Origin of the sequence: Halomonas pelophila (assembly GCF_040196315.1) — a bacterium.
Taxonomy (GTDB): domain Bacteria; phylum Pseudomonadota; class Gammaproteobacteria; order Pseudomonadales; family Halomonadaceae; genus Halomonas; species Halomonas pelophila.
Window position 1 is genome coordinate 92,794 of sequence record NZ_JBEGCI010000003.1, and the last position, 20,145, is coordinate 112,938.

The 20,145-nt window shown below is 66.2% G+C and carries 19 protein-coding genes and 2 tRNA genes; 14 read left to right on the top strand and 7 right to left on the bottom strand.

The genetic code is table 11. The features are described 5' to 3' along the window. The first annotated feature begins 59 nt into the window (after positions 1-59). The 3 genes from ABE957_RS03900 to ABE957_RS03910 all read left to right on the top strand — a co-directional run bounded on the left by ABE957_RS03900 (position 60) and on the right by ABE957_RS03910 (position 5,421). The gene (locus ABE957_RS03900; protein ID WP_349757379.1) at positions 60-1,328 is read left to right on the top strand and encodes an efflux RND transporter periplasmic adaptor subunit; all 1,269 of its coding nucleotides are present in this window, start codon (positions 60-62) and stop codon (positions 1,326-1,328) included. Beyond that, positions 1,325-4,516 carry an efflux RND transporter permease subunit gene (locus ABE957_RS03905; RefSeq protein ID WP_349757380.1) on the top strand — a complete coding sequence of 1,064 codons (3,192 nt, stop codon included), beginning with the start codon at positions 1,325-1,327 and terminating at the stop codon, positions 4,514-4,516. The genes ABE957_RS03900 and ABE957_RS03905 overlap by 4 nt, the downstream gene beginning before the upstream one ends. Positions 4,517-4,725: 209 nt before the next feature. After that, a complete protein-coding gene (locus tag ABE957_RS03910; protein WP_349757381.1) occupies positions 4,726-5,421 on the top strand; it encodes a hypothetical protein in 696 nt (231 codons plus the stop codon). A 35-nt stretch (positions 5,422-5,456) separates the two neighbouring features. Here the strand turns inward: ABE957_RS03910 and ABE957_RS03915 are convergent, their stop codons facing one another. After that, the gene (locus ABE957_RS03915) at positions 5,457-6,074 is read right to left on the bottom strand and encodes a TetR family transcriptional regulator (RefSeq protein WP_349757382.1); all 618 of its coding nucleotides are present in this window, start codon (positions 6,072-6,074) and stop codon (positions 5,457-5,459) included. Positions 6,075-6,250: 176 nt separating this feature from the next. On the opposite strand from ABE957_RS03915, the gene ABE957_RS03920 reads away from it, so the two are divergent. After that, positions 6,251-7,282: a succinylglutamate desuccinylase/aspartoacylase family protein gene (locus ABE957_RS03920; protein ID WP_349757383.1), complete on the top strand. Its 1,032-nt coding sequence runs from the start codon at positions 6,251-6,253 to the stop codon at positions 7,280-7,282. A 90-nt stretch (positions 7,283-7,372) separates the two neighbouring features. Here ABE957_RS03920 and dusA read toward each other — a convergent pair whose 3' ends face one another. Further along, on the bottom strand, positions 7,373-8,368 hold the full coding sequence (dusA, locus tag ABE957_RS03925; protein WP_349757572.1) for a tRNA dihydrouridine(20/20a) synthase DusA: 996 nt from the start codon (positions 8,366-8,368) through the stop codon (positions 7,373-7,375). Between the two features lie 186 nt (positions 8,369-8,554). Here dusA and ABE957_RS03930 point away from each other — a divergent pair, with 186 nt between their 5' ends. Next, positions 8,555-9,217, top strand: coding sequence for an SOS response-associated peptidase (locus ABE957_RS03930; protein WP_349757384.1), 663 nt, complete (start codon positions 8,555-8,557; stop codon positions 9,215-9,217). On the opposite strand, the gene ABE957_RS03935 is transcribed toward ABE957_RS03930, so the two are convergent. Next, a complete protein-coding gene (locus ABE957_RS03935; protein ID WP_349757385.1) occupies positions 9,214-9,402 on the bottom strand; it encodes a hypothetical protein in 189 nt (62 codons plus the stop codon). The two genes, ABE957_RS03930 and ABE957_RS03935, sit on opposite strands and share 4 nt — an antisense overlap. A gap of 435 nt (positions 9,403-9,837) precedes the next feature. Next, positions 9,838-10,041 carry a cold-shock protein gene (locus ABE957_RS03940; RefSeq protein WP_089847775.1) on the bottom strand — a complete coding sequence of 68 codons (204 nt, stop codon included), beginning with the start codon at positions 10,039-10,041 and terminating at the stop codon, positions 9,838-9,840. Positions 10,042-10,339: 298 nt separating this feature from the next. Between ABE957_RS03940 and ABE957_RS03945 the strand changes: the two genes are divergently transcribed. The 3 genes from ABE957_RS03945 to ABE957_RS03955 all read left to right on the top strand — a co-directional run bounded on the left by ABE957_RS03945 (position 10,340) and on the right by ABE957_RS03955 (position 11,797). Continuing rightward, positions 10,340-10,579: a hypothetical protein gene (locus ABE957_RS03945; RefSeq protein ID WP_349757386.1), complete on the top strand. Its 240-nt coding sequence runs from the start codon at positions 10,340-10,342 to the stop codon at positions 10,577-10,579. Between the two features lie 239 nt (positions 10,580-10,818). Continuing rightward, entirely contained in the window at positions 10,819-11,142 is a 324-nt protein-coding gene (locus ABE957_RS03950) for a TraR/DksA family transcriptional regulator (protein ID WP_349757387.1), read from the top strand. A 61-nt stretch (positions 11,143-11,203) separates the two neighbouring features. Next, complete coding sequence (locus ABE957_RS03955; protein ID WP_349757388.1) at positions 11,204-11,797, top strand: hypothetical protein; 594 nt, start codon at positions 11,204-11,206, stop codon at positions 11,795-11,797. A gap of 19 nt (positions 11,798-11,816) precedes the next feature. Here the strand turns inward: ABE957_RS03955 and ABE957_RS03960 are convergent, their stop codons facing one another. After that, positions 11,817-12,404 carry a helix-turn-helix domain-containing protein gene (locus ABE957_RS03960; RefSeq protein WP_349757389.1) on the bottom strand — a complete coding sequence of 196 codons (588 nt, stop codon included), beginning with the start codon at positions 12,402-12,404 and terminating at the stop codon, positions 11,817-11,819. A gap of 103 nt (positions 12,405-12,507) precedes the next feature. Continuing rightward, positions 12,508-13,248 carry an SDR family NAD(P)-dependent oxidoreductase gene (locus ABE957_RS03965; protein ID WP_349757390.1) on the bottom strand — a complete coding sequence of 247 codons (741 nt, stop codon included), beginning with the start codon at positions 13,246-13,248 and terminating at the stop codon, positions 12,508-12,510. Between the two features lie 158 nt (positions 13,249-13,406). On the opposite strand from ABE957_RS03965, the gene gltX reads away from it, so the two are divergent. The 3 genes from gltX to ABE957_RS03980 all read left to right on the top strand — a co-directional run bounded on the left by gltX (position 13,407) and on the right by ABE957_RS03980 (position 15,135). Beyond that, positions 13,407-14,888 carry a glutamate--tRNA ligase gene (gltX, locus tag ABE957_RS03970; protein WP_349757391.1) on the top strand — a complete coding sequence of 494 codons (1,482 nt, stop codon included), beginning with the start codon at positions 13,407-13,409 and terminating at the stop codon, positions 14,886-14,888. 57 nt (positions 14,889-14,945) lie between these two features. Then, positions 14,946-15,021 (top strand) — tRNA-Ala (locus ABE957_RS03975). 38 nt (positions 15,022-15,059) lie between these two features. Then, a tRNA-Glu gene (locus tag ABE957_RS03980) sits at positions 15,060-15,135 on the top strand. A 778-nt stretch (positions 15,136-15,913) separates the two neighbouring features. Here ABE957_RS03980 and gltA read toward each other — a convergent pair. After that, positions 15,914-17,200 carry a citrate synthase gene (gltA, locus tag ABE957_RS03985; RefSeq protein ID WP_349757392.1) on the bottom strand — a complete coding sequence of 429 codons (1,287 nt, stop codon included), beginning with the start codon at positions 17,198-17,200 and terminating at the stop codon, positions 15,914-15,916. A gap of 442 nt (positions 17,201-17,642) precedes the next feature. Between gltA and sdhC the strand changes: the two genes are divergently transcribed. Genes sdhC through sdhA form a run of 3 tightly spaced genes read left to right on the top strand, consistent with a single transcriptional unit; the run spans position 17,643 to position 20,137 of the window. Beyond that, positions 17,643-18,020 carry a succinate dehydrogenase, cytochrome b556 subunit gene (sdhC, locus tag ABE957_RS03990; protein ID WP_211310892.1) on the top strand — a complete coding sequence of 126 codons (378 nt, stop codon included), beginning with the start codon at positions 17,643-17,645 and terminating at the stop codon, positions 18,018-18,020. Further along, positions 18,014-18,361, top strand: coding sequence for a succinate dehydrogenase, hydrophobic membrane anchor protein (gene sdhD, locus ABE957_RS03995; protein WP_349757393.1), 348 nt, complete (start codon positions 18,014-18,016; stop codon positions 18,359-18,361). The genes sdhC and sdhD overlap by 7 nt, the downstream gene beginning before the upstream one ends. Positions 18,362-18,364: 3 nt before the next feature. Continuing rightward, positions 18,365-20,137, top strand: coding sequence for a succinate dehydrogenase flavoprotein subunit (gene sdhA / locus ABE957_RS04000; RefSeq protein WP_349757394.1), 1,773 nt, complete (start codon positions 18,365-18,367; stop codon positions 20,135-20,137). Positions 20,138-20,145 lie beyond the last annotated feature (8 nt).

Consider the following 20,145-nt stretch of genomic DNA (forward strand, 5'->3'; position numbering starts at 1 on the left):
ACATTCATGAATGAATGTAAAATTCGTTCCTCCTCCGACGCGCCTAATGGAAAGCACCCATGACAACCTTCATCAAACGAGGCCGGGGCGGCCTGGTGCCGCTGGCCCTGGGTCTCGTGCTCGCCGCCTGCGGTCAGCAAGAGACTCCCGAGCAGCAGGCGTCCGGCCAGGGTGATGCGCCCCCGACGCCCAAGCAGGTCATGGAGATGGCCCGCCAGGATCTGCCGCTCGCCAAGTCCTATCCCTCCAAGCTGCGCAGCGACGACGAGGTCACCATGGTGGCCCGCGTCACCGGCTTTCTCGAGGAACGTCACTTCGAGCCGGGCGAGATGGTGGAACAGGGTGAGAGCCTCTACTCCATCGAGCCGGACCTCTACCAGTCCGTGGTGGCCCAGCGCGAAGCCGACCTCGAGAGCGCCCGCGCCGAACTTTCTCGCGCCCAGCGCGATGCCAACCGCTTCCAGCAGCTGCTCAGCCAGAACTCGGTGAGCCGACAACAGGTCGATCAGGCTCAGGCCGAGCTGAACGTGGCCCGCGCCTCGGTCTCCCAGGCCGAGGCGGCGCTGGCCAATGCGCGCATCGACCTCGGCTACGCCGATGTCACCGCGCCGGTGGCCGGCATGATCGGCCTCAGCGAGGTCAACCTGGGTAACCTGGTGCAGCCGGGCACCACGCTGACCACCATCACGCCGCTGGACCCGCTGGAAGTGCGCTTCCAGCTGCCCCAGGAGGATGCCTTCGCGCTGCGCCGCCAGCTGAGCGACCAGCCCATCGAGGCGATCACCGCCTGGCTCGACCTGCCGGCTGGCGTCGAGGGTGCGGGCGAGCGCCTCGAAGGCCACCTGGACTTCCTCGGCTCGCGGGTCGACGAGGCCACCAGCACCGTGCAGGCCACCGCGACCTTCGCCAATCCCGATGCCCAGGTGCTGCCCGGCCAGTTCGTGCGCGTGCATCTCGAGGGCATGAAGCGTTTCGACGTGCTGGCGGTGCCCGAGATCGCCATGACCCAGGGCCTCATGGGCCCGCAGGTCTTCGTGCTCGACGAGGACGACAAGGCGCGGGCGCGCACCGTGCAGCTCGGCGAGATTGCCGGTCCCTGGCAGATCCTGCGCAGCGGCGTCGAGCCCGGCGAGCGGGTGGTGGTGGGGGATCCCGCCGGCCTGCAGCCCGGCACGGCCATCGAGCCCCAGCCCTTCGCGGGTATTGAGCAGGGCGCCGGAGAGGGCGCCGAGAATGCCGGTCAGCAAGGCGCTGCCCAGGGAGAGAAGCAGGGCGCTGAAGCGAGCGGCGAACCCACGGCCGAGGCCGAGGGAGACGCCGGGCCATGAACTTCTCCAACTTCTTCATCAAGCGGCCGATCTTCGCGACGGTGCTGGCGATCATCCTGACGCTGATCGGGCTGATGAGCATGCGGGTGCTGCCCATCGAACAGTACCCGAGCGTGGTGCCGCCCACGGTCTCGGTCAACGCCACCTTCCCGGGGGCCGACGCCGAGACCATGGCCCAGACGGTAGCCGCGCCCCTGGCCGAAGCCATCAACGGCGTCGAGGACATGCTCTACATGACCTCGACCAGCGCCGACAACGGCTCGATGCAGCTGCAGGTGGCGTTCAATATCGGCACCGATGGCGACATCAACACCATCAACGTCAATAACCGCGTGCAGGGCGCGCTGTCGCAGCTGCCCGAGGCCGTGCAGGCCCAGGGCGTGACCGTGGAGCTGAGTTCCAGCTCGATCCTGATGCTGGTGGCGCTGACCTCCCCCGAGGAGGACTATGACCGCATCTACCTGCAGAACTATGCCACGCTCAACGTCCTGGACGAGCTGCGCCAGGTGCCGGGGGTCGGCGATGCCGAGGTGCTCGGCGGCGGCGAGTTCGCCATGCGCGTGTGGATGGACCCGGACCGGCTGGCGCAATACGACCTGACGCCCAGCGAGGTCGCCGCGGCCATCCGTGCGCAGAACACCGAGGTGCCGGCGGGTAACCTGGCCGCCACGCCCCAGTCGGACCCGCGGGCCTTCACCTACACCATCACCGCCGGTGGCCGGCTCTCCAGCACCGACGACTTCCGCGAGATCTTCCTGCGCACCAACCCGGATGGCTCGGCCCTGCGCCTGGCCGACGTGGCGCGCATCGAGCTGGGGGCCTCCTTCTACGGCGTCGAGGCGCGGCTCAACGGCGGCACCATGGCGCCGATCATCATCAATCAGCAGCCCGGTGCCAACGCCCTGGAGACCGCCAAGGCGGTCGAGGACGTCATGGAGGAGCTGGGGGGACGTTTCCCGCCGGGGCTCGAGTACGTGGTGCCCTATGACACCACCCAGTTCATCGATGCCTCCGTGGAGACGGTCTTCCACACCTTCATCGAGGCCTTCCTGATCGTCGGCGTCATCCTGTTCATCTTCCTGCAGAACTGGCGCTTCACGGTGATCGCCATGTCGGTGGTGCCGGTCTCGGTGCTGGCGACCTTCGCCGGCTTCTTCGCCTTCGGCTTCACCATCAACCTGCTGACGCTGTTCGCCCTGGTGCTCTCCATCGGCATCGTTGTGGACGATGCCATCCTGGTGGTGGAGAACGTTGAGCGGGTGCTCGGCGAGGACGAGGAGATCACCGTCCGCCAGGCGACGATCCAGGCCATGAAGGAGGTCGGCGGGCCGGTCATCGCCACCTCGCTGATCATGGCGGCGGTGTTCGTGCCGGTGGCCTTCCTGGGCGGCTTCACCGGACAGATCTACCAGCAGTTCGCGCTGACCATCGCCATCTCGGTAGGCTTCTCGGCGCTGATGGCGCTGACCTTCACCCCGGCGCTCTCGGCGATCTTCATCAAGCACGACCTGCACCGCAAGGAAACGGCCCTCAGCCGTGCGCTGCGCACGCCGCTGCGCCTGTTCGATCGCCTGTTCGCGGGCATCACCGCGGTCTACATGTGGATCGTCAAGAAGCTGGTGCGCTTCTGGGGGCTGGCGCTGCTGCTCACCGGCCTGACGGTGGGGGGCTCCTGGTGGCTCTACCAGGCGACCCCCTCGACCCTGGTGCCGGAGACCGATCAGGGCATCGTCCTCACCGCCGTGCAGCTGCCGGACTCCGCCTCGCTGTCGCGGACTCGGGAGTACATGGGCAAGCTCAGCGCGGCCATCGAGGAGATTCCGGGCGTGCGCTTCTCCTCGGCGGTGGCCGGCTATGACATCCTGTCGAGCTCGGTGAACACGGCCCGCGGCATCATGTTCGTGACCATGGACCCCTGGGCCGAGCGCGAGCTGACCGCCAGCGGGCTGATCGGGCGCATCATGCAGCTTGGCGCCCAGATCGAGGGCGGCTCGGCGATGGCCTTCAACATGCCGCCGATCATGGGGCTCTCGACCACCGGCGGCTTCACCGGCTACCTGCAGTCCTTCGAGGGCGCCTCGCCTCAGGAGCTCTTCCAGGCGTCGCTGAAGGTCATGCAGGCGGCCGGCGAGCATCCGGCGCTGAAGCAGGTGTTTACCACCTTCAACGTCAACGTGCCGTCCTTCCGTGCCGAGATCGATCAGCAGAAGGCGCTGAGCTACGGGGTCAGCCTGACGGACCTGAACGCCACGCTGTCGAATACCTTCGGCAACGGCTTCGTCAACTTCTTCAGCTATCAGAACCGCAACTTCCAGGTCTACCTGCAGAACCAGGAGGAGTTTCGCAAGACGCCCTCGGACGTCGCCAATGTCTTCGTTCGCGGCGGCAACGGCGAGCGCATCCCGCTCTCCGAGTTCGTGACCCTCGAGCGCCAGACGGCGCCCGCGGTGGTCACCCGCTTCGGCGTCTATACCGGCGCCCAGTTCCAGGGCGGTCCGGCGCCGGGCTACAGCTCGGGGCAGGCGATCACCGCCATGGAAGAGATCGTCGCGGAGCAGCTCGGCGACGGCTGGGGCATGGGCTGGACCGGTACCGCCTATCAGGAGAGCCAGGCGGGCAGCGCCGCGACGCTGGCCATCGTCTTCGGCCTGCTGATGGTGTTCCTGATCCTCGCCGCCCAGTACGAGAGCTGGTCGCTGCCGCTGGCGGTGCTGACCGCCACGCCCTTCGCCCTGCTGGGCGGGATCGGCGGCATCTTCCTGCGCGGCCTGGACACCAGCGTCTACGTGCAGATCGGCATCCTGGTGGTGGTGGGCCTGGCGGCCAAGAACGCCATCCTGATCGTCGAGTTTGCCGAGCTGCAGCGCCGCGAGATGGGCAAGTCGATCCGCGAGGCGGCGATCACGGCGGCGGAGCTGCGCTTCCGGCCGATCGTCATGACCTCCCTGGCGTTCATCTTCGGCACCCTGCCGCTGATGCTCGCCACCGGCGCGAGCGATACCAGCAGCCACCATATCGGCACCACGGTGGCGATCGGCATGGCCTCGGTGGCGATACTCGGCAGCCTCTTCGTGCCGACCTTCTACGCCATGATCGCCGCGGTCTCCGCCCGGCTGCAGCGCAAGTCGCAAAATGGCGATGAGTCGCCCGGCGAGACGGCCGACGCCGAGCCGCACGGCAACGGCTGATGCCGGCTTGACCCGGCGGGACCTGAGGTCCTGCTGAACGCCAAGGGGCGCCCGCATGCGGGCGCCCCTTTTTCATGTCGATGGCGACAGGTGTTTCATAAGGATGTGTGAATACATCCTTGATTCGGATCAGGACCGGGCCGACCCGATGGTCTAGGATGAAAAAAAAGACTCATTCGTTGGCTAAGTGTTATCGGGAGGTACGCCGCATGGATACCATCATCGAGATCGCCCTGAGCTTCCCCGTGGTGATCTTCAGCGCGCTGCTGGCGCTGGTCGCCTGCTACTGGCTGCTGGTGGCGCTGCGCCTGGCGCCGGTCGAGCTCTTCGAGCACGACAGCCTGCGCAACGACACCCTGGCCAGTGCGCTGGTCTCGCTGGGGTTCATCGGCGTGCCGGTATCGCTGTCGCTGACCCTGCTGATCGCCCTGGCGGGGGGGCTGACGCTGGCCGTCGAGGTCGCCGTGCTGCGCTGGCTGCCGCTGGGCTTCTTCCGCATCCCGCTGGGGATCCTGGTGATCTGGGGCGCCTTCGCGCTGGCCTCGCCGCTGGCGGCCTGGCTCTGTCATCGGCTGCATCGGCGGCTCCACCAGCGCTTGCCCGGAGCGCCGGAGCGCCTGCCGCGCTGCCTGCTCGGGGAGCGGGTGCGCATCACGGCCGCGACGGCCGACGAGGAGGGGAGGGTCACGGCGGTGCTGGAGAGCGACCCGAGCCATGAGGTGGCGCTGGCCACCAAGTCGGGTGACGCGACAGAGGCCGGGGAACATCGGGTGCTGGTGAAGTACCTGCCGGGAGACGGCCGCTATCGCGCCGTGCTCGAAAGCGACTACCTGGATGCCCGCACGCGGCTGCGGCGGCTGCACCTGCTGCACCGCCCGAGCGAGCACAACGGCTCGTCGGCCTGAGGGCCGGGTCTTTCGCGATTGGCGCCTTCTCGCGGCTAAGCCGCCTCGTGGCGGCTCAGCAGGGCCAGCTGAGCCTCCACCAGCACCATGCCGCGCTCGTGGATGGAGTAGGCGTCGGGATCGCGCAGCCAGTCGTGGAAGATGCCGCTGAGGATTGCCTGCATCAGGCGGGTGGCGACCTCGGGGGCAACCCCTTCCTTGAGCAGCCCCAGACGGTGGGCGTCGGCGAAGTAGCTGCCCAGCGCATCCAGGCATTCGCCGGCCATCTCCGCCTGGATGGCGCAGGGGTCGATGTCGCCGAAGAACTCGCAGCGGTGGATCAGGATGGCCAGGACGCGCCGGTGGCGGGGCTGCTCCATGCGCAGGAAGCTCTGCTGGTAGCCCAGTCGAACGGTCTCCAGCGGCGAGGCATCCGTTGCGCCGGTCTCCGCCACCAGGGCCTCGAAGGGCATGCGCACCCGGTCGAGCATGGCGCGAAAGAGGTCGGCCTTGTTGTGGAAATGCCAGTAGACCGCCCCACGGGTCAGGCCGGCGTGGCGGGCGATCTGCTCAAGCGAGGTGCGAGCGACGCCATTATCGAAGAACACCTCCTCGGCGGCGTCGAGCAGTGCCTCGCGGGTGGCTTCGGCTTCGGCCTTGGTGCGTCTTGCCATGGCGGGGCTCTCAAAGTGTCACAGTTCTCCATATTCTACCCGAGTGGCCCGCTTTTTACATTCATGTATGTATGGATATGTAAGCGCCGGGCGAGGGCCATCGGGCTCGTCTTCCACGGGCCAGAAGCGTATAAGAAACGCCTGAAAACACCGTTTCGTGATGCAAGGAGCGCAGCATGGCCCGTTCCCCCTTCGAGATCGCCGGCACCCGCGTGGCGCCGGGGTCGCGCACCCAGATCGACGTGCCCGTGGCGCGCCTCTATACCCATGCGCCGCTCTACATTCCCCTGGAAGTGGTCCACGGCCGACAGTCGGGCCCGGTGCTGCTGGTCTGCGGCGGCATCCACGGCGATGAGATCAACGGCGTGGAGATCGTGCGCCGCCTGCTGCGCTCCAAGCAGCTGCAGGGGCTGCGCGGCACGCTGATCGGTGTGCCCATCGTCAACGTCTTCGGCTTCGTACAGCACAGCCGCTACCTGCCGGACCGGCGCGACCTCAACCGCTGCTTCCCGGGCAGCGAGTCGGGCTCGCTGGGCGGCCGCGTGGCGGCGCTGTTCCGCGAGCAGATCGTCGATCAGGCCAGCCACATCATCGACCTGCACACCGGGGCGATCCACCGCACCAACCTGCCGCAGATTCGCGCCCAGCTCACTCCCGGCGGCGAGACCGAGCGCATGGCCAACGCCTTCGGCGCGCCTGTGATCCTCAACGCCGACCTGCGCGAGGGCAGCCTGCGCCACTACGCGCAGAACCGCGGTATCCCGGTGCTCACCTATGAAGCGGGGGAGGCGCTGCGCTTCGACCAGTGGGCGATCACCCCGGGCGTGCGCGGCGTGCTGCGGGTGATGCGCCGGCTCGGCATGCTGACCGGTGAGCATCGCCGTCGACCGGTGCCGTCGGCGGAGATCGCCAACGGCTCGAGCTGGGCGCGGGCGCCCATCGACGGCATCCTCAGGCCCAAGGTGCGGCTCGGCGCCCGGGTGGCCAAGGGTGAGCTGCTGGGACGGGTAGCGGACCCCTTCGGCAACGCCGAGGGGGAGGTGCGCGCGGTGGCCGACGGCATCGTCATCGGCATGAGCCGGCTGCCGCTGGCCAACGAGGGCGAGGCGCTCTTCCACATCGCCCGCTTCGACGCCATCGAGGAGGCCGAGAGCGCCATCGAGGACTTCCACTCCAGCCTCGAGCCGCCGCCCGATGCGCTCTACTGATCCACTCGCCCGACACGCAGCCAACACGACAACGGCGCCGATCACTCGGCGCCGTTTCGCGTATCAAGGGTCTCGCAGGCGGCGTGGAAGCTACGCCACCTCGGCCGTCTCGCGCTCCGCGACCAGGCCCAGGGCGTCGTCGAAGACCTGCAGGCTCGCGCCCTCTTGATGGGCATTCTCGGAGAGGTGGCGGCGGAACTTGCGCCCGCCCGGCTGACCCTGGAAGAGGCCCAGCAGGTGGCGGGTGATGTGGTTGAGCTTCGCCCCCTCGTCGAGGCGACGGGCGATGTAGGGGCGCAGCGCGCGGGCGGCCGCGTGGCGGCTCTCGGCCGGGCCCGGCTCGCCGTAGAGCGCGGCGTCTACGCCTGCCAGCAGCCAGGGGTTCTGGTAGGCCTCGCGGCCGATCATCACGCTATCGACGTGGGCGAGCTGCTCGCGGCACTCGTCCAGGGTCTTGATGCCGCCGTTGATGCCGATGTGAAGCTCGGGGCGGCTCGCCTTGAGGCGATGCACCCGCGGGTAGTTGAGCGGCGGCACGTCGCGGTTCTCCTTGGGGGAGAGCCCCTCGAGCCACGCCTTGCGGGCGTGCACGATAAAGGTATCGCAGCCGGCGTCGGCCACCGTGGCGATGAAGCGCGACAGGTCCTCGTCCTCGTCCTGGTCGTCGATGCCGATGCGGCACTTCACCGTGACCGGGATCGACACCGCCGCCTGCATGGCGCGCACGGCGGCGGCGACCTTCTCCGGGTGGCCCATCAGGCAGGCGCCGATCAGGTTGTTCTGCACTCGGTCGCTCGGGCAGCCGACGTTGAGGTTCACCTCGTCATAGCCCCACGCCTCGGCGATCGCCGCGCACTCGGCGAGCTCCCCAGCATCGCTGCCGCCGAGTTGCAGGGCGAGGGGGTGCTCGACCTCATCGAAGCCGAGAAAGCGCGAGCGCGGGCTGCCGTGCAGGATGGCGCCGGTGGTCACCATCTCGGTGTAGAGCAGGGCGCGGCGGCTCAGGGTCCGGGCGAACGCGCGGTAGTCGCGGGTCGTCCAGTCCATCATGGGGGCCACGGAAAAGGTGCGGTCGAGCGGTTGCATCGGCATCACAGGGGTGTCGGTCGGGAGGCCGCATAGTCTACCAGCCCTGGTCACTTTCTGCCCAACCCCGAAAGCGGCGACAGGCAAGCGCTCCCTTTAGCGTCAAGGGGGCAGCGATGGCATGCTCCGTTTTTCGTGGATGCCTCCGGGTCTACAGTGATGGTTAATACTCGCTTCCGGTGATTTATGTGCGGACGATTTGCGCTCTATAGCCCTTACCCCAGGCTTTCCGAGGCCCTGCGCTTGCCACTGGAGGAGGCCGGGGAACTGACGCCGCGCTACAACGTGGCGCCGGGCACCTGGATCACGGTGGTGCGTCATCCGAATGATGATGCGCCGCTGGTGATGAACGAGGCGTGGTGGGGCTATCGGCCGCACTGGGCCAGGGAGAAGGCGCCCGAGCCGATCAACGCCACCGTCGAGAAGGTGGCCACCTCGAACTACTTCCGCGGAGCCTTCGCCCACCATCGCTGCCTGGTACCGGCGGACGGCTGGTACGAGTGGCTGCCGGTGGAGGGCAGGAAGCAGCCGCACTTCCTGTGCCGCGAGGATCGCGAGCCGCTCTGGCTGGCGGGCATCTGGAGCGAGCGGCCGGACGGCAAGCCCGGCTGCGCGATCCTCACCGAGCCAGCCCGTGGGGTGGCGAGCGAGATCCATGATCGCATGCCGCTGGTGCTGGACGATAAGAGCCTGGAACCCTGGCTCGACCCGCACCTGACCGACCGCGAGACGATTCGCGTTGTGGTGCATCACCTGGCGGCGGGGCGGTTTACCCATTGGCCGGTGAGCACGCGGGTGAACAAGCCGACTCACGATGATGAGGGCCTGATCGAGTCCGTCGACGCCTAACCGACCCGGTGCTCATTGGTGTTGCCGCAGGCATGGCAGCGTATGCGGTAGCGTCTCTCCTCGAGCTTCTCCAGCGTGAACATGCTCCAGTGCGGGCCCTCCTCGGCGCGGATCTCGGCCGCCCCGCATGGGCACATCATCACCCAGCGTCGCATCGGAGCCGGCATCATGGTGATCTCCGACATGGTCTCGCTCTCCCTGTTGTCCCTCCACGGTACGCTCAGTAAAGGGCCGCGGATGTAGGCGATTGACGATGGGAGCTGTGCTGTAACGACGATCTCTTCGGCGAGGGAGGCGGTCTGGCAGTCAGGTGTCGTCGGGTAAGCTCGATGGGGGCCGGCGAGGTTCTTGAAACAGGCCCTCGAGCCAGGTGCTTGTGCAAGCGGGGCGACGCAGGGGGAGGGGCGAACCAGGGGCTGCTATCTATCGGGCGAGCCGGATAGTCGGTTAGGTGCCGGTGAAGGCGGGTGCAGGCGGCAGGCACCAGAGAGCAGCGGCACGTCGGGCGCTGGGTCCCGTGTCACGCGTCAGGAAACCGGACACGCAGAAACACCAAGGCCCGCATCAGCGGGCCTTGGTACTCGTAGCCTTACGGCTCGATAGGTCTGTCTGATCGGCGATCAGATGGCTTCGATGTTAGAAGCCTGCAGGCCTTTCTTGCCCTGCACTACGTCGAAAGAGACCTGCTGGCCGTCCTGGAGGGACTTGAAGCCTTCAGCCTTGATTTCGGAGAAGTGGGCAAAGAGATCATCGCCGCCGTCGGTCGGGGTGATGAAGCCAAAGCCTTTTGCGTCGTTGAACCACTTAACAGTGCCAGTAGCCATGTCATGACTCCTTTCTTTGGCGCAGTGCGCCGGATACGAAATTACCGGGTGTAGCCCCGAATGCTAGTGGGTAAAACAAGGGGATATAACCAGACAACCGAAAGGATTCGACTACTACTGACAATATGCATCTTGCTAACCAACTGGACACACGGTGTCATGCTTGGCGGCCGGCGTCAACTCCTGTGGTGAATCGCAGCGCATCGGACCGGCCGCCAGGGGCGTGTCCGCCCCGCGACGCGCCCCTAGTCCATACTGGCGATATGAGCACCCGACCGGTGAAAAGAAGGAGAGGCTGATGAGCATCGATCTCACCGAATACCAGAGAGAGCTGCTGGCCCGCGTGCTGCAGCACGGCGGCGTGCTAGCCGCGCCCTTCGGCCATCCCGGCGGCGACAGCCTGGAGGCGGCGCTGCTGGAGGACATCGACGCCCTGGAGGCCGAAGGGCTGATCACGGTCGAGCGCAGCCGGGGACACGAGGCGCCCGAGCGGCTTTCGCTGACCGAGGCGGGCTACGGCGCCCTGGGCATGACCTAGCGGATCACCCGGTCGAGGCGCGGCGCGCCGGGGCGTGATCTTCGTCAGCGTGCTGGGCGGAAAGGGTCTGCTATAAAGAAGGACAATCGAGAACGACTGCCCAGAAGGATGATCAATAAGGCGGACAAAGATGAACTACCGCGGCGCCGGGCGCCGAGGGTGGACCTCGAGGACGGAAGCCGGGCGGTGCCGAGCGAGAAGGTCGGGGCGCCCAGGGTGCGATGATAAGGAGAGCGGCTATGGCGGATCGCAAGCAGGAACTGGAAGGGCTGCGCGAGGAGCTGATCGAGCGGTTCGATCGCTACCAGGCCCATAAGGAGCAGAAGGGCGGTCCCTTGGACAAGGACACGGAGGACCAGTCGACCGAGCTTGCGAATGACGAGGTCATCGAGGCCCTGCAGCAGGAAGCGGAAGACGAACTCCGCCAGGTGTTGCATGCGCTGAAGCGCATCGAGGCGGGGGAGGGCGATGCCTGCGAGCGCTGCGGCGGGCCTATCGGTGACGGTCGCCTGCAGGCGTTGCCCTACACGACGCGCTGCCTCGACTGTGCGGAGCGCCAATGAACATACCCGCTAAGACCGGGAATGATAGTCTGGTCACTCATCGACAAGGCGGGAGGCGTGCATGCAAGCGTGGTTTCGAGCGATCGGGGCAGGCGTGATGCTGATGTGGCTGGCGGGCTGCGGCGGCAGCGAGGAGGAGGCGGCCAACGCGCCTGACGACCCGACCCCGGTGGCCGAGATGGCGGAGGAGACGCCCGATCCCGCGCCAGCGACCCCCGAGGTGGAGCCCTTCGAGGAGCCGGTCACGATCGATGTCTCGTCGCGCCTGGGCAGCGATCGGCGCCTGACGGTCGAGGGCGAGACCAATCTGCCCGCCGACACCCGCCTGCAGGTGCTGGTGGAGCGCGAGCTCAGCGGGGTGCGCTGGCGGGAGCGGGTGTCGGTGGCCGACGGCGGCTTCGTGGCCGGGCCTTTCGGCCCTGGTAGCGGGCTGCCCGACGGCGACTATCTCGTGATAGTCGAGGTGCAGGAGGGTAGTGTCCAGCCGGCCGCGGTGCGCGACCGGCTGGGCAAGGACAACGAGCACCTGCAGGGGCCGCTGGTCGCGCAGTCGCGTCATGGCCTGGGTCAGGTGGCCCGTTACACCAAGCGCTTCCTGGTCGGCGACGAGACGCGCCGCACCCAAGATCATGTCGAGGTGATAGAGATCGAGTAGCGCCTCTTCGGGTAGTGCCTTAGAGGGGTTGGGCGCGCCAGTGAGCCACCAGCTTGCCGATCAGCCGACAGCTGGGCGCGTAGGGGATGAGCTCGTCGCTGTCCTGGCGCTGGAAGATCAGCTCTCCGGTGGGGCCCTGCGAGACCCGCCGGATGGCCAGCTCGTCGTCGTCCTCGATGAGGTAGAGGCCCGGCTGGCGGAAGATGTCGCTGGTCGCGATAGCCACCAGGTCGCCTTCCATGAGGAAGTCGAACTGCTCGCCCGGCGCCGGCGTCACCAGGTGGCAGTCGCCATCCCAGCGCTGCCCGGGCACCATCTCGATCGGCAGCTCGATGACGCGCTGCTTGCCATCCTGCCAGGGTAGCGGAAGCCGGCGGCGCAGGTAGAGCGGTGAGGCGTGGGACCCTTCGTCTTCGAGCAGCCGCGACAGTGGACAGTTGAGCGCCTGGGCCAGGGCGACGAGGCGTTCATGGCCGATCTGCTTGATGGCACCCGATTCCCAGTAGGAGATCGTGACGTCTGACACCCCGACCCTGCGTGCCAGGGCCGCCTTGTTGAGCTTGGCCTCCAGCCGAAGTTTCTTGATGCGAGGGCCGAGTGTTTCCATTACGTCATCCTATGGTCAAAAAGCGTCATATGAATCTTCCTGGCTCGGTATTGACCAGGCAACGGTGGGTATCAACGGTAATTCTGCCCTAATCGCCGGCGCGTCACCATGCCACCCGCTCGCCGGCCCAGTCCAGGAAGATGCCGCTCTGGTCGGGCGTGCAGGTCTCCAGTACATCCAGCAGTCGTTCGGCCACGAAGGCCGGGGTGAACAGCTTGCCCTCGGGCACCCGGGCCTGGAAGGGCGCCGAGAGCGGCGTGTCCGTGGTGCCGGGGTGCAGGCAGGCGATCGCCGCCTGGGGGTTGAGGCGGCGAAGCTCCACGGCGGCGGTCTTCATCAGCATGTTATGGGCGGCCTTGCTGGCCCGGTAGGCGTACCAGCCGCCCATTCGGTTGTCGCCGATGGAGCCTACGCGCGCCGAGAGGCTGGCGAACAGCGCCGGATGGCGCCCCTTGAGGCTCGGCTGCAGCGCCTTGAGCAGCAGCGCCGGGGTGATGGCGTTGACGTGGTAGAGCCGGGCCATGGCCTCGGCGTCCAGCTCGTCGAGCTTCTTCTCCGGCCCGATGCCCAGATCCTCGTCGTGCAGCATGCCGATGGCGTTGAACACCAGGTGCACGGGGGCGTCGTCCAGTGCCTGGGCGAGGGCCTCGCCGCCTTCCTCGGTGCCCAGGTCCAAGGCGAGGGTTTCGACGCGAGGGTCCGGGTGCGGATGACCGCCGCGGCTGACGGCGATCACCCGGCCGGGGCGGTCGCTCGCGAGCAGGGCTTCCACCACGGCGCTGCCGATGCCGCCGGAGGCGCCGGTGACCACGGCGGTGAAGTCGTCGGGGAGTCGCGTGAGCATGGCATTCCTTGTTCGCCGGAGTTCGGGTTCAGCGTGGACCGCGCCGCGGGGGAATGATTCCCGGCCACGGCTGCCCGGCGCTGGCCAGGTGCGTATAATGCGGCCATTCGCCCGCCATGTCAGGGCGGCCTTCCTCCATCGACAGGACCAAGGACGACATGACCGTACGCACTCGCATCGCGCCGTCACCCACCGGCGATCCCCACGTGGGCACCGCCTATATCGCCCTGTTCAACCTCTGCTTCGCTCGTCAGCACGGCGGCCAGTTCATCCTGCGCATCGAGGACACCGACCGGGCGCGCTCGACGCCCGAGTCCGAGCAGATGATCCTCGACTCCCTCAGCTGGCTGGGGCTCGAGTGGGACGAAGGCCCCGACGTCGGCGGCCCCCACGGCCCCTACCGCCAGAGCGAGCGCGGCGATATCTACGGCGAGTACGCTCGTCAGCTGATCGAGTCCGGCCACGCCTTCAAGTGCTACCGCACCAGCGAGGAGCTCGACGAGCTGCGCGAGGCGCGCAAGGCGGCCGGCATGCACCTGGCCTTGAAGCCCGCCGACCTGGCGCTGCCCGCCGAGGAGCAGGCACGTCGCGAGCAGGAAGGCTGGCCCTTCGTCGTGCGCATGATCGTGCCGGCCACCGGCACCTGCGTGGTCGAGGACATGCTGCGCGGCGTCATCGAGGTCGAGTGGGCCCAGGTCGATGCCCAGATCCTGCTCAAGTCGGACGGCATGCCCACCTATCACCTGGCCAACGTGGTCGACGATCACCTGATGGGCATCACCCACGTGCTGCGGGGCGAGGAGTGGATCAACTCGGCGCCCAAGCATCAGCTGCTGTATGAGTACTTCGGCTGGCAGATGCCGGTGCTCTGCCACATGCCGTTGCTGCGCAACCCGGACAAGTCGAAGCTCTCCAAGCGCAAGAACCCGACCTCCATCAACTACTACCGGCGCATGGGCTTCCTGCCCCAGGCGGTGACCAACTACCTGGGGCGCATGGGCTGGTCGATGCCCGATGAGCGAGAGAAGTTCAGCCTCGACGAGATGATGGCGCACTTCGACGTTCAGCGGGTCTCGCTGGGCGGGCCGGTGTTTGACCTCGACAAGCTGACCTGGCTCAACGGCGTCTACATCCGCGAGGATCTCGACGATGCGGCGCTGCTCAAGGCGCTGATGGAGTGGGCCTTCAACGAGGAGTACGTCGGCCAGATCCTGCCCCAGGTGCGTCCGCGGGTGGAGACGCTCGCCCAGGTGGCGCCGTTGGCCGGGCACTTCTTCTCGGGCCTGCCGGCCATCGAGGAGGGCGATTTCGATGCGGTGAAGCTCTCTCGCGAGGAGCTGCTGAAGCTGCTGCAGTTCCTGGTGTGGCGCTTCGAGCTGGTGCCGGCCTGGCACAAGGAGGCGCTGCTCGCGGAGATCAAGGCGCTGGCGGAGCACTTCGAGCTGAAGATGAAGGCCTTCCTGGCACCGGTGTTCATCGCCGTTACCGGCTCCTCGTCGAGCACCTCGGTGATGGATGCCATGGCGATTCTCGGGTCCGACGTGACCCGGGCGCGCCTGCGCCACGCCATCGAGGTGCTGGGCGGCGTCTCCAAGAAGCAGGCCAAGCGCTTCGAGAAGGAATTTCGCGACCTCGCGTGATTTCCTGTTGACGAAGGCGGGGCTTATCAGTAACATACGCCCCGTCTTCGAGAGATCGGGGCCTTAGCTCAGCTGGGAGAGCGCGACACTGGCAGTGTCGAGGTCAGCGGTTCGATCCCGCTAGGCTCCACCATCTTCTTAGATGGCAGCCATCTCTAAGCAAGACATTGCGTCCCATTCGTCTAGTGGTCCAGGACACCGCCCTTTCACGGCGGTAACAGGGGTTCGAACCCCCTATGGGACGCCACCTCGATTCATTCCCCCTAATACTTTCTCATGACCAGCCGGCCCTTACGCCTGCCTGGCCCCTTTTGTCGTGTCTGCCTTTCCGGTTCCTTCCGGACGGCGAATCGTGCCGATTTCGACGCGAAATTTCCTTGACTTGTCCACTTGGCCCGCCTAGGGCGTCGGGGCTGTGCATAGGCGCGGCGCTAACCCGCTTGGTTGCTGGCTTTCTTATATAAGTCTTTTATTTCAACGACTTACAGTAGGTCAAAAATTGATCAATCTAAGGCGGTGCCGCTGTTCATGGCGTTCCGGCGACCTTTTCGAGAGGTTGTGAACAGGGTTATCCACAGAATGTGTGGAAAACGGGCGACACCCTCGCGGAGGCGCATGTCGGTGGGGAAGTCAACCTGAAGTGATGAGAATTCTAGTTCTCTGGTATCAAGGCGATACCCTGTCCTGCCGCGGCCTTCGAGGCGCGTCGTGCGATGCGAGGGCCGCCACTGCCCGGCGGGGCCAGCAGTGGCCTCCTGGCGTCGCGAGGACCGCCTGAGCGGTTCTCTCGAGGTAAGGGGGTCTCGATGGTGCCCTCGTCGCGATGGGTGCCGGCAAGTGTGGGCGCGCATCGCGGGTTAGGCGACCGCTGGGCCGGCTGAGGCGCCAGCCATCGAGAGGGCCGGGCAGGCCGGTAGCGCGCCAGGAGGGGGCGGGGTAGGGCAGGGCGTGAAAGGGTCCGCCAACGAAAAAGGCCGCCCGAGGGCGGCCTTTGTGGATGCTGGCGGCGAGAAGGGCGCTCGGGCTCAGCTTGCCGGATAGTCGCGCTTGTCGTGGCCCGTGTAGAGCTGGCGCGGGCGACCGATCTTGTAGCTGTCGCTGAGCATCTCGTTCCAGTGGGAGATCCAGCCGATGGTGCGGGAGACGGCGAAGATCACGGTGAACATGTTCTTCGGGATGCCCATGGCCTTGAGGATGATGCCGGAGTAGAAATCGACGTTCGGGTAGAGCTTGCGCTCGATGAAGTACTCGTCTTCCAGGGCGATCTGCTCCAGGCGCTTGGCGATCTTCAGCTGCGGGTCGTCGGCGAGGCCCAGCTCAGCCAGCACCTCGTCGCAGGTCTCCTTCATGACCTTGGCGCGCGGATCGAAGTTGCGATAGACCCGGTGACCAAAGCCCATCAGCTTGAAGGGGTCATCCTTGTCCTTGGCCTTGTCGATGAAGCGCTGGATGTTCTCTTCGGAGTCGTCGCCGATCTCGTCGAGCATGTTCAGCACGGCCTCGTTGGCGCCGCCGTGGGCCGGGCCCCAGAGCGCGGCGATGCCGGCGCTGATGCAGGCGAAGGGGTTCGCCCCGGTGGAGCCGGCCAGGCGCACCGTGGAGGTGGAGGCGTTCTGCTCGTGGTCGGCATGGAGCATGAAGATGCGGTCCATGGCCTTGGCGTAGACCGGGTTGATCCGGTACTCCTCGCACGGGTTGCTGAACATCATGTAGAGGAAGTTCTCTGCATAGCTCAGGTCGTTGCGGGGATAGTTGAACGGCTGGCCGATGTTGTACTTGTAGGACATCGCCGCAATGGTCGGCATCTTGGCGATCAGGCGGATGGCGCTGATCTCGCGATCTTCCTGCTTGGCGGTGTCCAGGTGGTCGTGATAGAAGGCGGCCAGGCCACCGACCACGCCGCACAGGATCGACATCGGGTGGGCGTCGCGGCGGAAGCCCTTGAAGAAGTTAATGATCTGGTCGTGGACCATGGTGTGGTTGGTCACGCGCGACTTGAAATCTTCGTATTGCGCGTCGTCGGGCAGTTCGCCGAACAGCAATAGATAGCAGGTCTCGACGAAGTCGGAGTGCTTCGCCAGCTGGTCGATCGGGTAGCCGCGGTGCAGCAGCACGCCATTGCCGCCGTCGATGTAGGTGATCGCCGACTGGCAGGAAGAGGTAGCCATGAAGCCGGGGTCATAGGTGAAGAGGCCTTGGGCGCCGAGGCCGCGGACGTCGATGACGTCGGGGCCCAGGGAGCCGGAGTAGATCGGCAGGTCAATCGGGTCGTCCAGGCCGTCTACCGTCAGTGTCGCTTTCCTGTCAGCCATAACTGGCCTCCTCTCGAGTTCATGGGGGCGATATCGGGGGTTTTCGCTGAAATTGCCGGCGAAAAGGTTCGCCCACTATAGAAGCGTCCTCGAGATTGTCAATTCCACTATTGTGCGCGCGCGCCTGTACATTTACAGCAAGTGTGGAGTAGTTTTGTATAATAAATGGTGCCGTGCACCATTTTGCGGCGCGAGGGGGTTCGTCAACGCCCCGGGTCCCGTCCAAGACCGCGCCAAGGCCGATAACTCGGCCTTCCACCATGGTCGACTGGGCCCCGTGTTCATTTGTCATGAAGGGGTGATGACCCTATAATCTCAGCGCGCGACTGGCAGGAGTCGGTGGTCGTGTCCAACTCGGCCACGATCGTGTCCCTTCCCGTAACCACCGCCCGCTCGGGCCTTGTCGGACGAAGAAGAGCGGGCCAAGAGAGTGTGTAGAGCCGTGAATAGCAAACGACCCGTAAATCTGGATCTGTCCACGATACAGTTCCCCCTCCCCGCCCTGACGTCGATCGCTCACCGCATCACCGGCGTCATCCTCTTCATCGGCCTGATCTTCGCCTTCTGGGCGCTGGACGCGTCACTGTCCTCGCCGGCCGGCTTCGCCGCCGTGAGCGATGCCCTGGCCCATAACTTCCTGGCCAAGCTGGTCGCCTGGGGCTTGCTCTCCGCGCTGGCCTTTCACTTCGTGGCCGGCATCAAGCACCTGCTGATGGACATGGATATCGGCGTGACCCTCGAGGGTGGCGTCAAGAAGGCACAGATCACCGTGGTGGTGAGTGCGGTCCTGATCATTCTGGCTGGAGTCTGGGTATGGTAACCAACATCACGAACTTCGGGCGCAGCGGCCTCTCCGACTGGCTGCTGCAGCGCGTCTCTGCCGTCATCCTGGCGCTCTACTCTCTCTTCATCGTCGGTTTCCTGCTGTTCAGCTCGGGCCTCGATTACGCGGCCTGGAGCGGCCTCTTCGCCCAGACCTGGATGCGCATCTTCTCGCTGCTGGCCTTTATTTCGCTGGCCGCCCACGCCTGGGTCGGGCTGTGGACCGTGACCACCGACTATCTCAAGCCGACCGGTATTCGCATCGGTACGCAGCTCATCATCATCCTGGCCATCTTCGTGTTCCTGGTCTGGGGCATCACCGTTCTGTGGGGAGCCTGATTCATGTCCAACATGCGTAGCCTGTCTTTCGACGCCATCATCATCGGTGGCGGCGGTGCCGGTCTGAGGGCCGCCCTGGAGCTGGCCAAGTCCGGCAAGAAGACCGCCGTGCTGTCCAAGGTCTTCCCGACCCGCTCGCACACCGTCTCCGCCCAGGGCGGTATCACCTGCGCCATCGCCTCCGCCGACCCGAACGACGACTGGCGCTGGCACATGTACGACACCGTCAAGGGCGGCGACTACATCGCCGACCAGGACGCCTCCGAGTACATGTGCTCCGAGGGCCCCAAGGCGGTGTTCGAGCTCGAGCACATGGGCCTGCCGTTTTCCCGCTTCGATAACGGCCGCATCTACCAGCGTCCGTTCGGTGGCCAGTCCAAGGACTTCGGCAAGGGCGGCCAGGCGGCTCGCACCTGCGCCGCGGCCGACCGTACCGGCCACGCCCTGCTGCACACGCTTTATCAGAACAACCTGAAGAACAACACCACCTTCCTCAACGAGTGGTACGCCGTCGATCTGGTCAAGAATGCCAACGGCGACGTGGTGGGCTGCATCGCCATGGACATCGAGACCGGCGAAGTGGTGCACGTGAAGTCCAAGGCCACCGTCATGGCCACCGGCGGGGCGGGGCGCATCTTCGCCTCCACCACCAACGCCCTGATCAACACCGGTGACGGCATCGGCATGGCGCTGCGTGCCGGCTTCCCGATGCAGGACATGGAGATGTGGCAGTTCCACCCGACCGGCATCTACGGCGCGGGTACCCTGGTGACCGAGGGCTGCCGCGGTGAGGGTGGCTACCTGGTCAACAAGGACGGCGAGCGTTTCATGGAGCGCTACGCGCCCAACGCCAAGGACCTGGCCGGCCGCGACGTGGTCGCGCGCTCCATGGTCATGGAGATCCTCGAGGGCCGCGGCTGCGGCGAGAAGGGCGACCACGTCTTCCTCAAGCTGGATCACCTGGGCGAGGAAGTCCTCGGCAAGCGCCTGCCCGGCATCGTCGAGCTGTCCAAGACCTTCGCCCACGTGGATCCGGCCAAGGAGCCGATACCGGTGGTGCCGACCTGTCACTACATGATGGGCGGGATCCCGACCAACGTGCACGGTCAGGCGATCATGCAGGACGCCGACGGCAAGGACCAGATCGTCAACGGCCTGTTCGCTTGCGGCGAGGCGGCCTGCGTGTCGGTCCACGGCGCCAATCGCCTGGGCGGCAACTCGCTGCTCGACCTGGTGGTCTTCGGCCGCGCGGCCGGCATGTTCATCGAGGGGGCGCTCAACGAGGGTATCGAGTACCTCGACGCCTCCGAGTCCGACGTCGCGTCGGCGATGAAGCGCATCACTCGCTGGAACGAGTCCGAGGACGGCGAGACCGTGCCCGAACTCAAGCGCGAGCTGCAGGACATCATGCAGACCTCCTTCGGCGTGTTCCGCGAGGAGAAGAACATGGTGGAGGGCGTCAAGCGTCTGGAAGAGCTGCGCGGCCGCATCGACAATGCCTACCTGCCGGACAAGTCCAGCACCTTCAACACCGCGCGCGTCGAGGCGCTGGAGCTGGATAACCTGATGGAAGTGGCCGAAGCCACCGCCATCGCGGCCCTGGAGCGCAAGGAGAGCCGTGGCGCCCATTCCCGCTACGACTACCCGGACCGCGACGACGTCAACTGGCTGAAGCACTCGCTCTATTTCCCGGCCGACAAGCGTCTGGGTCAGCGCGACGTGAACTTCGCGCCCAAGACCGTCGATATGTTCGAGCCGAAAGTCCGCACCTACTAAGGGGGAGT

Excerpts from the sequence above, each read along its gene's own strand:
- ABE957_RS03900 (WP_349757379.1), top strand. The coding sequence starts at position 60 with ATGACAACCTTCATCAAACGAGGCCGGGGCGGCCTGGTGCCGCTGGCC.
- ABE957_RS03905 (WP_349757380.1), top strand. The coding sequence starts at position 1,325 with ATGAACTTCTCCAACTTCTTCATCAAGCGGCCGATCTTCGCGACGGTG.
- ABE957_RS03910 (WP_349757381.1), top strand. The coding sequence starts at position 4,726 with ATGGATACCATCATCGAGATCGCCCTGAGCTTCCCCGTGGTGATCTTC.
- ABE957_RS03915 (WP_349757382.1), bottom strand. The coding sequence starts at position 6,074 with ATGGCAAGACGCACCAAGGCCGAAGCCGAAGCCACCCGCGAGGCACTG.
- ABE957_RS03920 (WP_349757383.1), top strand. The coding sequence starts at position 6,251 with ATGGCCCGTTCCCCCTTCGAGATCGCCGGCACCCGCGTGGCGCCGGGG.
- dusA (WP_349757572.1), bottom strand. The coding sequence starts at position 8,368 with ATGCAACCGCTCGACCGCACCTTTTCCGTGGCCCCCATGATGGACTGG.
- ABE957_RS03930 (WP_349757384.1), top strand. The coding sequence starts at position 8,555 with ATGTGCGGACGATTTGCGCTCTATAGCCCTTACCCCAGGCTTTCCGAG.
- ABE957_RS03935 (WP_349757385.1), bottom strand. The coding sequence starts at position 9,402 with ATGTCGGAGATCACCATGATGCCGGCTCCGATGCGACGCTGGGTGATG.
- ABE957_RS03940 (WP_089847775.1), bottom strand. The coding sequence starts at position 10,041 with ATGGCTACTGGCACTGTTAAGTGGTTCAACGACGCAAAAGGCTTTGGC.
- ABE957_RS03945 (WP_349757386.1), top strand. The coding sequence starts at position 10,340 with ATGAGCATCGATCTCACCGAATACCAGAGAGAGCTGCTGGCCCGCGTG.
- ABE957_RS03950 (WP_349757387.1), top strand. The coding sequence starts at position 10,819 with ATGGCGGATCGCAAGCAGGAACTGGAAGGGCTGCGCGAGGAGCTGATC.
- ABE957_RS03955 (WP_349757388.1), top strand. The coding sequence starts at position 11,204 with ATGCAAGCGTGGTTTCGAGCGATCGGGGCAGGCGTGATGCTGATGTGG.
- ABE957_RS03960 (WP_349757389.1), bottom strand. The coding sequence starts at position 12,404 with ATGGAAACACTCGGCCCTCGCATCAAGAAACTTCGGCTGGAGGCCAAG.
- ABE957_RS03965 (WP_349757390.1), bottom strand. The coding sequence starts at position 13,248 with ATGCTCACGCGACTCCCCGACGACTTCACCGCCGTGGTCACCGGCGCC.
- gltX (WP_349757391.1), top strand. The coding sequence starts at position 13,407 with ATGACCGTACGCACTCGCATCGCGCCGTCACCCACCGGCGATCCCCAC.
- gltA (WP_349757392.1), bottom strand. The coding sequence starts at position 17,200 with ATGGCTGACAGGAAAGCGACACTGACGGTAGACGGCCTGGACGACCCG.
- sdhD (WP_349757393.1), top strand. The coding sequence starts at position 18,014 with ATGGTAACCAACATCACGAACTTCGGGCGCAGCGGCCTCTCCGACTGG.
- sdhA (WP_349757394.1), top strand. The coding sequence starts at position 18,365 with ATGTCCAACATGCGTAGCCTGTCTTTCGACGCCATCATCATCGGTGGC.